We start from the raw sequence: 9,706 nt of genomic DNA, 5'->3' as shown, positions 1-9,706 counted from the left end.
CCCCGACCACGGCGACGGCGCCGGCCGCCGCGGCCTTGGCCGCGAACAGCCGCCCGTCGGCCCGGGTCCCCGGCACCGCGACGAAGACGCCGCCCGGCACCACGTTGCGGCTGTCGGCGGTCAGCCCGGCCACCGGGCGGCCGGCTTCGCCCGTTCCCGCATCCGGGAACAGGGTGCCCAGGGTCGGCGCGCTCACGGGCCGCCGACCATGCTGGCGTGGTAGGCGTTGAGCTTGACCATCAGCGGGAAGGGCTTGGCCGGCGGCTCGAATTGCGGCGGCAGGCCGAGGATCGGCGCGACGCGCTCGATCACCTTGCCGGTGACGACGCCGGAGTTCCAGGCGGCGGTGGCGTAGCCGCCGCTCTCCGGCAGGCCCTGCGGCTCGTCCATGATGGTCACGAACAGGTATTTCGGCTTGTCCATCGGGGCGGCCGCCATGAAGGTCGTGAACAGGCGGTTCTTGTTGTAGCGCCCGCCGATCACCTTCTCGGCGGTGCCGGTCTTGCCGCCGACGAAGTAGTACGGGATCGCCGCCTTCTTGGCCGAGCCTTCGGTCGCGTTGAGTCGCATGATGAAGCGCATCGCCTCGCTGGTCTGCGGGCTCAGCACCTGCGTCGCCTTCGCCATCGCCTCCTTGACGTCGGTCTTGAGGAAGGTCGGCGTCATCAGGAAGCCGCCGTTGGCGATCGCCGCCACCGCCGCCGTCGCCTGGATCGGCGCCACCGCGAGGCCGTGGCCGAAGGCGATGGTGATGGTGTTGATCTCGGTCCAGCGCGGCGGGATGATCGGCATGGCCGACTCGGGCAGCTCGGTCCGCATCCGGTCGAGCAGGCCCATCTTCTTGAGGAACGCCTTGTGGCCGGGCACGCCGACGCCGAGCGCCATCTTGGCCGAGCCGATGTTGGACGAGTGGGTGAACACCTCCGGCATGGTGATGACGCGGTTGGTGCCGTGATACTCGTGGATCTTCTGGCGGCCCCAGCTCAGCACGCCGCCGCGGGTGTCGAAGGTCGAGTTGACGTTGTACTTGCCCGATTCGAGTGCCATCGCGAGGGTCATCGCCTTGAAGGTCGAGCCCATCTCGTAGACGCCGACGTTCATGCGGTTGATCTTGTCGTCGGACAGGGCGTCGACCGGGTTGTTCGGGTCGAAGTCCGGCATCGAGACCAGCGCGATCACCTCGCCGGTCTGGACGTCGAGGATCATCGAGGCGCCGGCCTTGGCCTTGAAGTGCTCGATGCCCTTGGCCAGCTCGTCGCGCACCGCGAACTGCGCGCGCAGGTCGACCGAGAGCTGGATCGGCTTGAGGTCGGTCTGCTTGGCGACGAAGCCGAACTCGTTCAGGGCCTTGTTGCCCTGGTTGTCGATGTACTTCTCCATCCCGGCGATGCCGATGTTGTCGAGGTTCGTCGCGCCGATGATGTGGGCGGCGGCGACCCCGTTCGGGTAGACGCGCTTGTGGTCGGGCAGGAAGCCGATGCCGGGGATGCCGAGCCGGTGGACCTCGGCCTGCTGCTTCGGCGTCAGCTCGCGCTTCACCCAAACGAAGCCGACGCCCTTCTTGCCCGGCTTCTGGGTGAGCTTGGCGCGCAGCTCCGTGGCGTTCAGCTCGGGCAGGACGGCGGTGAGCAGCTCGACCGCCTCGTCCTTGTCGTAGATGTTGCCGGGCTCGGCGAAGACCGAGACGGTGCGGATGTCGGTGGCGAGGATCTCGCCGTTGCGGTCGATGATGTCGGGCCGGATCGCGGTGGTGGCGGCGGCCGCCACCCGGTGCTCCTGGCTCGGCGGCGCGCCGAAGATCGCGATCGACAGGAGCCGCACGCTGATCGCGCCGAACACCGCCAGGAACGCGAGGCCGACCAGCGCGACGCGGGTGTAGGAGCGCTCGATCGCAAGGCGGAACATCGCCCGGAACAGGCGCATCCCCGGATGGACCCGCGGCTCGGTCTCGAGCACCGGCTCCTCGACGGCGTGGGAACGCGGCGCGGATTCAAGCTCGCGCGCGGCGTGATCGTGCCCGGCCGCGTCGTCGGGCAGCGCGTGCGGGTCGGCGGCCTGCGGATCGCGGGCGGCGTCTTCGGGTGCGGCGTCGTGAGCGTCTTGGGACACGGGGACTACCTCGAGGCCGCGTTCAGCGTGCGGGTCGTGACGACGGTGCGGGTGATCGATCCGGTGGTGCGGGGCTCGGAGGCCGGCCCCTTCTCCTTCGGCGTCGCAGTGGCCGCGAGCAGGCGGCCGATCTCGTCGCCGCGCTCGGGCCGGGCCGGCAGGTCGGCGAGGCGCCCGAGATGGCCGGTGCCGATCGGCTCCAGGGCGAGGTGCTTCTCCACCGCCGCCTGCAGCCGGTCCGGCCGGGTCAGGAGCTGCCACTCGGCGCGCAGCACGGCGATGGCCTGCCGCTCGGCATGCAGGCCGCTCTTCAGCTTCGAGACCTGACCGCCCTGGTAGAGCGTGTCGTACTTGATCGAGTAGGCGTAGATCGCCGAGGCGACGAGGCCGGCGACGGCGAGCAGGTTGAGCAGGCGGATCACCGGCGTGCGCCTCCGCGCGGGGCTTCGGGAAGCGCGGCGAGCGCCTGGATCGCGGCGAGCGGCGCCGGCACGGGTGCATCCGTGCGCTCGGCGGCCCGCAGCTTGGCCGAGCGCGCGCGCGGGTTGCGCGCGGTCTCGGAATCGGAGGGCAGCACCGGTCCCTTGGTCACCGGCTTGAAGCTCTTGGCGGCGGCGGGCTCGCCGCCGGGCAGCGCGCTCGGCATGTGGCGCGAGGCCTGGACCGCGCGGCCGCTGCGGGCGGAGAAGAACTGCTTGACGATGCGGTCCTCGAGCGAGTGGAAGGTCACCACCGCGAGCCGCCCGCCCGGCCCGAGCATCCGCTCGGCCGCGTGCAGCGCCTGGACCAGCTCGCCGAGCTCGTCGTTGACCGCGATGCGCAGGCCCTGGAACGTGCGCGTCGCCGGATGGATGCCGCTGCCGGGCTCGGTGCGGACGACGCCGGCGACGAGGTCGGCGAGCTGCGCCGTGGTCTCGATCCGGCCGCGCCGGCGCGCCTCGATGATGGTGCGGGCCACCGCGCGCGAGCGCCGCTCCTCGCCGTAATGGTAGATGATGTCGGCGAGCTCCGCCTCCTCGGCCTCGTTGACGAGGTCGGCGGCGCTGAGGCCGGTGGCGGCCATCCGCATGTCGAGCGGGCCGTCGTTGCGGAACGAGAAGCCGCGCTCGGGCTGGTCGATCTGCATCGACGACACGCCGATATCGAGCACGATCCGATCGGCCTGCGCCTCGCCGAGCTCAGCGAGGTGGGCGTCGAGGGCGCCGAACCGTCCGGGAACCAGGGTGAGCCGCCCGTTCGCGGCGGCGACGAGGCCGGCGCCGCCGGCGATCGCCGACGGGTCGCGGTCGATGCCGATCACGCGCAGGTCGGGATCGGCGGCGAGCATCGCGCGGGTGTAGCCGCCGGCGCCGAAGGTGCCGTCGACCGCAAGCCCGGCCCCGCACAGGTCGAGAGCGGCCAGCACCTCGTCGAGCAGCACCGGAACGTGCGGTCCGCCGGCCGGCTCCAGGGGCTTGCGCGTCATCGGGGCACCCCGCCTGCGGAGGTTCGCCGGGCCGCGCGCGGCCGAGGCAGCCCGCCGTGGACGGGGGGAACGGTTCGGCTCATGGCTGCCTGCACCCGGCCGCTGCGTCGCGGCGCGGTCGGTTTGGGCGGTCCCGGTGATGCGGCGGCCAAAGGCCCGCACACGGGCGATCCCCGCTTGGGCGCGGGGCGCGTCCGTCGATCCGGAAGTCACCGTTGACGAGATGTTGGCGGGTACCATGGGCCTCTGACGATCGTCAACGCAAGCGAAGACCCGCATCGCGGACGTCCGATCTGACCTCGACAAGGTTAACCGACGGTCAATTTTTCGTCGCGTCGGCCGAGGTTCGGGCTGCGATCGACAACTGTAGTGACGACGTGGAAGCGTCAGCCGGCGAAAGCTTCGCACAGCTTCGCCCAGCGCGGGCATATATTCCCCACGATCCCGCAGCCGCCCGAGGATCGGCACGATCCATCAACGGCTTAGCCGGGGTTCCCAACGACGCGCCGGGCCGGGAGCGAGCGGATCAGCCGGCCTGTAAGCCGGGTTCTGTAGGGCCCGGATGCCGCGAGGCACCCGGACGTGGCGGCCATTCCTCTGGGACGATCGTTGCCGACCGCCTCAAGCAACCAACCCGGGCGACTGGCCTGGAGAGCGGGCCTGCCTCTGCCTCTCGCGAGGCGAGGCGCGCCGCCCCTATTCGGTCTTGCTCCCGGTGGGGTTTGCCGTGCCGTCCGCGTTGCCGCGTCCGCGGTGCGCTCTTACCGCACCCTTTCACCCTGACCCCGCGACCTCGCGGCCCGGGGCGGTCTGCTCTCTGTGGCACTGTCCCTGGGGTCGCCCCCGCCGGACGTTATCCGGCACCGTCTCTCCATGGAGCCCGGACTTTCCTCCCCGGGCTGACGCCCGGAGCGGCCGCCCGGCCGACTGATCCGGCGCGGATGTGGGCCGGATCGGCCGCCCGGGTCAAGCGGGCTACCAGCTGCCGGTGTTCTCCATCGAGGCCCACGGCTCCTGCGGCTCCTTCGCGCCGCCCTTCTGCAGGATCTCGATCGAGATGCCGTCCGGCGACTTCACGAAGGCCATGTGGCCGTCGCGCGGCGGCCGGTTGATGGTGACGCCCTTGTCCTTCAGCCGGGCGCAGAAGGCGTAGATGTCGTCGACCTGATAGGCCAGGTGCCCGAAGTTGCGCCCGCCGGAATAGGTCTCCGGGTCCCAGTTGTAGGTCAGCTCCACCAGGGGCGACTTGGTGGTCTCGGCGCGGGCCGCGTCGCCGGGGGCGGCGAGGAAGACCAGCGTGAAGCGGCCCTTCTCGTTGTCGATGCGGCGCACCTCCTGCAATCCGAAGGTGTCGACGTAGAACGCGAGCGCCGTGTCGAGATCGGCGACGCGCACCATCGTGTGCAAATATTCCATAGGCGGCATCCTGTTGGGCCGGAGCGGCGTCCCGCCTCCCCGGCCGGATCTGCGGGACGCCCGGCGCAGCCGACGAAGGTCGCGGCGCCGGGCGGGTCGCCGCGGTAGCTAGCGCCCGATCGGGCGGCCGGTAGGCCGTACCCTCGGCGCGGTCACGAATCGCGACACGCGCCTGGATCGCGTCGGCCGACGCGGCGGCATCCCCGTCGGGCCGCAGGGCTTCGAGGGAAGAGCCCCGTCGATCTCCGCCCCGTCGGCGACGTTCTTCGTCCTCGGGGCGGCTTCGCACAGGATCCCGTCAGGGCTTGGCGGCGCGATCGTCCGGCGGGCGGACCGTGCGGGCGCCGGAATCTTATCGCGTCGGCCCCGCGGCGGCTCTCGATCCCGGCGCCGTCGCGAAGCGGTGGGCGGCCATCCCGACCAGCATCGCCGCGACGAAGACGGCGACGGGCAGCCTCCCGGTCGAGAGGGCCGCGACCGCCGGCCCGGGGCAGAAGCCGGAGAGCCCCCAGCCGATCCCGAACACGGCCGACCCGCCGACGAGGGCCGCGTCGATCCGGCGGTTCGTCGGGATCTGGAAGGCGTCGGCGAGGACCGGCCGCGGCAGCCGGCGGGACAGGCGATAGCCGAGCGCCGAGACGGCGACCGCGCCGCCGAGCACGAACATCAGGCTCGGGTCCCAGGCTCCCGTGACGTCGAGGAAGCCGCGGACCCGCACCGGGTCGAGCATGCCGGACACGGACAGGCCGACCCCGAAGATCACGCCCGCCACGAGCCCCGCCAGCAGGCGCCGGAGGCCGATCACCACGCCCCCCCGAAGGCGCGCGCCGCCGCCACCGTCGCCATCCCGGCCGACAGGAAGGTGAGCACCGCCACGAGCGAGCGCGGCGACAGACGGGCGAGGCCGGCGACGCCGTGGCCGCTGGTGCAGCCCGAGCCGAGCCGCGTGCCGAACCCGACGAGCAGGCCCGCGACGACGAGCGCCGGCAGCGAGGCGACGATCCGCATCTCCGGCCACGCGCCGGAGAGCCAGGCGAATGCCGGCGGCCCGACCAGCAAGCCGGCGACGAAGGCGGCATCCACCCGCCGGCGCTCGCCCCGGTCGGTGCCGAGGCCGGCGACGAGGCCGCTGATGCCGGCGATGCGGCCGTTCAGCAGCAGCAGCAGCGCCACCGAGAGGCCGATCAACGCTCCGCCGGCGAGCGCGGACAGATCGATGCTGGTCATGCGGGCGGTCCTCCTTCGCGTGCGGCGGCCGGCGTATCGCGCGGGGTCGCCGGAAACAAGGCTTGCAATCCCCCGCAGGATCACCAATTATTTAATCAAGTCAACAACTTAACGGAATAATCATGCTGCTGGACAGAGCTTCCGCGACGCAAAGCATCTCCGAATTCGACGCCTGGGAGGACAACGACGTCCTCGCGCCGCCGACCCCGGTTCGTTCGCCGCGGGCGGGGGCGCATCGCACCGGCGCGGCCGCCGCGATCGCCGAGGGCGATCAGGTCGTGTTCGCCCGGCTCGACGTCGCCGAAGCGCTCGGCATCTGGCGCCACGCCCTCGGTCGCGTGGTCGAGACGCACGACGAGGCGCAGGCGGCCCGGGTCACCCTCGACGTCAAGTTCGACGGCCACGAGACCCTGCATCGCTACCTGCCGGATATCTTCGAGAAGCGGACGGCGTGAGGATGCCGATCCGCTCGCGGGTCGCCGCATGAGCCTCGGAGCCATCCTCGAGGCGCGTTCCTCCCTGCCGCAGGCACCGCTGCGGACGACGAGCCGCAGCACGAGCGTCGACGCGGTCTGGGCGGAGGTCCGCGCCGAGGCCGAGGCGGCGCTGGTGAAGGAGCCGCTCTATGCCGGCATCATCCAGGCGACCGTCCTCGACCAGCGCAGCATCGCGCAGGCCTTCGCCTACCGGCTCGCGCACCGTCTCGGCGACGGCGACCTGTCGCGGCTGGCGATGCGCGACCTCTGCCTCGCCGCCTTCGAGGCCGACCCGCATGCCGGCGCCCACGCGGTGCGCGACCTCGTCGCCATCCGCGAGCGCGACCCGACCTGCCGGCGCTATCTCGACCCGTTCCTGTTCTACAAGGGCCTGGCGGCGCTGGAGGGCTACCGGGTGGCGCACTGGCTCTGGCACCAGGGCCGGGCGACGCTGGCGCTGCACGTACAGAGCCGGATCTCGGAAGTGTTCGGCGCCGACATCCACCCGGCGGCGCGCATCGGCTCCGGCGTGTTCATCGATCACGCCACCGGGGTGGTGATCGGCGAGACCACGGTGATCGCCGACGACGTCTCGATCCTGCAATCCGTGACGCTCGGCGGCAACGGCAAGGAAAGCGGCGACCGCCATCCCAAGATCGAGCGCGGGGTGCTGCTCAGCGTCGGCGCCAAGGTGCTCGGCAACATCCGCGTCGGCGAGGGCGCCCGCGTCGCGGCGGCCGCGGTCGTGCTGCACGACGTGCCGGCCCACACCACGGTCGCCGGGGTGCCGGCGCGCGTGGTGTCGAAGCTGCCGCGCAGCGAGGAGCCGGCCCAGAGCATGGACCAGTTCTTCGGGGACGGGATCTGACACGGGCCGATGCGAAGGCGACCGGCCCGCGGCCACGATCGGAGGCGCCGTCGGCTGCGCCGTCTCGCTCGTCTCGCTCGTCTCGGCGACGGGAAGGGTCGCTCGTCCCGCGCGGGCGTCGGAACGGTCGAGCGGACGGTGGGACGAGCTTGCCCTTCATCGCGCCGGACGAGGCATTTGGAGAAGTACATTCTCCAGAAACACGACTGCACGGCACCGTAATTCAGCATGCCGGCATTCAATAGCCGGCATTTCTACAAGACATCGCAAATTAAGAAAATCGTTCTATTGACCGCATATCGCGGCCGAGGCTAGACCACGAACGTTCCAAGACGCGACGCAGGTCGTCGCGGGTGGACGTCAAGCATTCGATGCTTCATCCGAACGCGCCATCCCTTCATGCGGGATGGCTGCGGCCGATACATCATGCCGGCACAGCAACGTGCCCGGGCTCGAACGACAATCAAGCGGGGACGACGAACGATGAGCGGACAAGGGCAGAGCGTGGGCGCATCGGCAGCACGCAATCTATCGACCGCGACCGTCACGTCGGTCCAGAACCTCGCCAACACCCCGCGCTGGCTCCTGCGGCTGCTGCCCTTCGTCGACGTCGACGGCGGCGTCTACCGCGTGAACCGTCGCGCCGTGGTGCTGGCCAAGCCCGGCCGCATCGACCTCGCCTCGGACGGCAAGGGCCGCGCGATCAGCCCCGCTTCGCTGCGCGCGGTGCCGCCGTTCAGCCGCCTCGGCGATGCCGAGCTGGCCGCGCTGGCGGACCGGTTCACCGAGAGCCGGCACAATGCCGGCGAGACGATCTCGGAGGGCGGCGCGGGCGACCGCAGCCTGACGATCGTCGCCGACGGCACCGTCGAGCTCTCGCTGTCCGGTCCCTACAAGAACCGGCTGCGCTCGGGTCTCGCCACCCGCGGCGACTTCTTCGGCGACGAGACCCTGGTCGGCGGCAGCCAGCCCGCGCCCGCCGTCAAGGCGCTCTCGGCGGTGACCCTGCTCACACTCGACCGCGCGGCCCTCGACGACGACGCGGTCAAGAACCGCATCGCGCAGTACGTCGAGGAGCGCGACCGCCTGAAGGGGCACACCAACAGCCACGGCGAGCAGGGCATCGAGCTGCTGGCCGTCCACACCGGCGCCCCGCGCCTGCCGACGACCTTCGTCGACTACGAGATCGATCCGCGCGAGTATCACCTCTCGACGATCCAGACGATCCTCAACACCCACACCCGCGTCACCGATCTCTACTCGAACGAGATCGATCAGCTCCGCGAGCAGATCCGCCTGACGGTGGATGCCGTGAAGGAGCGCGAGGAGTGGGAGCTGCTCAACAACTCCGAGTTCGGCCTGCTCAACGAGGTCGGCGGCCGCCAGCGCATCCCGACGCGCTCCGGCCCGCCGACGCCCGACGATCTCGACGAGCTTCTGACCCTGGTCTGGAAGAAGCCCTCCTTCTTCGTGGCGCATCCCCGCGCCATCGCCGCCTTCGGCCGCGAGGCCACCCGCCGCGGCGTGCCGCCGGTCGTGGTGCACCTGTTCGGCGCGCCCTTCCTGACCTGGCGCGGCGTGCCGCTGGTGCCGAGCGACAAGCTGCCGATCGACACCGACCCGGCGACCGGCGCCCAGACCACCTCGATCCTGCTCTTGCGCGTCGGCGAGGGCGAGCAGGGCGTCGTCGGCCTGCAGAAGTCGGGCGTCACCGGCGAGATCGAGCCGGGCCTGTCGGTGCGCTACATGGGCACCAACGACCACTCGATCGCCTCGCACCTCGTCACCCGCTACTTCTCGGCCGCGGTGCTGGTCGAGGACGCGATCGCCCGCCTCGATAACGTGCTGCTCGGCAACTACCATGACTACGCCTGAGGCCGGCGTCTTGGGCATCTCCGCCATCGGCATCCCCACGGGCGCGACGGGCGATGCCGCCGGCTCCCTCGCCCATGCCGATCTCGTCGGGCGCCTCGCCCGCGAGATCTACGGCCAGGGCAACGCGGCCTCCGCCCCGCTCGCCCCCGCCGTGCCGGCGTCGCCGCAGCGTCCCCAAGGCCTGGAGACCCTTCCCCAGGCCCCCGGGCAGCCGTCGCTCCCGGGTGCCGCGATCGGCACCCCCTCGGTGCCGTCGGGCCCCTCGTCGGG

The 9,706-nt window shown here is 71.4% G+C and carries 10 protein-coding genes, 1 other RNA gene and 1 pseudogene; 4 read left to right on the top strand and 8 right to left on the bottom strand.

Going from position 1 to position 9,706, the window contains the following annotated elements:
• From FV230_RS18835 to FV230_RS18800, 8 genes are all read right to left on the bottom strand, one after another.
• Positions 1 to 196: Mur ligase domain-containing protein (locus tag FV230_RS18835; protein WP_246694917.1), on the bottom strand; the 196-nt coding region annotated here is incomplete at its 3' end.
• On the bottom strand, positions 193 to 2,037 hold the full coding sequence (locus FV230_RS18830) for a penicillin-binding protein 2 (protein ID WP_246694919.1): 1,845 nt from the start codon (positions 2,035 to 2,037) through the stop codon (positions 193 to 195). The genes FV230_RS18835 and FV230_RS18830, both read right to left, overlap by 4 nt.
• A 77-nt stretch (positions 2,038 to 2,114) precedes the next feature.
• Positions 2,115 to 2,531, bottom strand: a complete 417-nt coding sequence (locus FV230_RS18825; RefSeq protein WP_147843481.1) for a hypothetical protein — start codon at positions 2,529 to 2,531, stop codon at positions 2,115 to 2,117.
• Entirely contained in the window at positions 2,528 to 3,574 is a 1,047-nt protein-coding gene (gene rsmH / locus FV230_RS18820; protein WP_147843480.1) for a 16S rRNA (cytosine(1402)-N(4))-methyltransferase RsmH, read from the bottom strand. Before rsmH ends, FV230_RS18825 begins: the two co-directional genes overlap by 4 nt.
• Before the next feature lie 522 nt (positions 3,575 to 4,096).
• Positions 4,097 to 4,505, bottom strand: an RNA gene (rnpB, locus tag FV230_RS18815) — RNase P RNA component class A.
• Between the two features lie 44 nt (positions 4,506 to 4,549).
• The gene (locus tag FV230_RS18810; protein WP_147727343.1) at positions 4,550 to 4,990 is read right to left on the bottom strand and encodes a VOC family protein; all 441 of its coding nucleotides are present in this window, start codon (positions 4,988 to 4,990) and stop codon (positions 4,550 to 4,552) included.
• A 352-nt stretch (positions 4,991 to 5,342) separates the two neighbouring features.
• A complete protein-coding gene (locus tag FV230_RS18805) occupies positions 5,343 to 5,792 on the bottom strand; it encodes a YeeE/YedE family protein (protein WP_147843485.1) in 450 nt (149 codons plus the stop codon).
• A complete protein-coding gene (locus FV230_RS18800) occupies positions 5,792 to 6,217 on the bottom strand; it encodes a YeeE/YedE thiosulfate transporter family protein (protein WP_147843479.1) in 426 nt (141 codons plus the stop codon). Before FV230_RS18800 ends, FV230_RS18805 begins: the two co-directional genes overlap by 1 nt.
• Before the next feature lie 257 nt (positions 6,218 to 6,474).
• Between FV230_RS18800 and FV230_RS18795 the strand changes: the two genes are divergently transcribed.
• The 4 genes and pseudogenes from FV230_RS18795 to FV230_RS18780 all read left to right on the top strand — a co-directional run.
• Entirely contained in the window at positions 6,475 to 6,672 is a 198-nt protein-coding gene (locus FV230_RS18795; RefSeq protein WP_147843484.1) for a hypothetical protein, read from the top strand.
• 28 nt (positions 6,673 to 6,700) lie between these two features.
• Positions 6,701 to 7,561 carry a serine O-acetyltransferase gene (gene cysE, locus FV230_RS18790; RefSeq protein WP_187275552.1) on the top strand — a complete coding sequence of 287 codons (861 nt, stop codon included), beginning with the start codon at positions 6,701 to 6,703 and terminating at the stop codon, positions 7,559 to 7,561.
• A 483-nt stretch (positions 7,562 to 8,044) separates the two neighbouring features.
• Positions 8,045 to 9,436: a family 2B encapsulin nanocompartment shell protein gene (locus FV230_RS31265; protein WP_147843478.1), complete on the top strand. Its 1,392-nt coding sequence runs from the start codon at positions 8,045 to 8,047 to the stop codon at positions 9,434 to 9,436.
• A pseudogene (locus FV230_RS18780) lies at positions 9,423 to 9,706 on the top strand (SufS family cysteine desulfurase); the annotation flags it as partial. The gene FV230_RS31265 and the pseudogene FV230_RS18780, both read left to right, overlap by 14 nt.

This window comes from Methylobacterium sp. WL6, from assembly GCF_008040095.1.
GTDB lineage: Bacteria > Pseudomonadota > Alphaproteobacteria > Rhizobiales > Beijerinckiaceae > Methylobacterium.
Note: the sequence above shows the minus strand (reverse complement) of the source record. Positions and strands in the feature narration are given on the sequence as shown.

What these genes read in the sequence shown, in the direction of transcription:
- cysE (WP_187275552.1), top strand. Translation starts at nt 6,701, where the DNA reads ATGAGCCTCGGAGCCATCCTCGAGGCGCGTTCCTCCCTGCCGCAGGCA.
- FV230_RS31265 (WP_147843478.1), top strand. Translation starts at nt 8,045, where the DNA reads ATGAGCGGACAAGGGCAGAGCGTGGGCGCATCGGCAGCACGCAATCTA.
- FV230_RS18800 (WP_147843479.1), bottom strand. Translation starts at nt 6,217, where the DNA reads ATGACCAGCATCGATCTGTCCGCGCTCGCCGGCGGAGCGTTGATCGGC.
- FV230_RS18810 (WP_147727343.1), bottom strand. Translation starts at nt 4,990, where the DNA reads ATGGAATATTTGCACACGATGGTGCGCGTCGCCGATCTCGACACGGCG.
- rsmH (WP_147843480.1), bottom strand. Translation starts at nt 3,574, where the DNA reads ATGACGCGCAAGCCCCTGGAGCCGGCCGGCGGACCGCACGTTCCGGTG.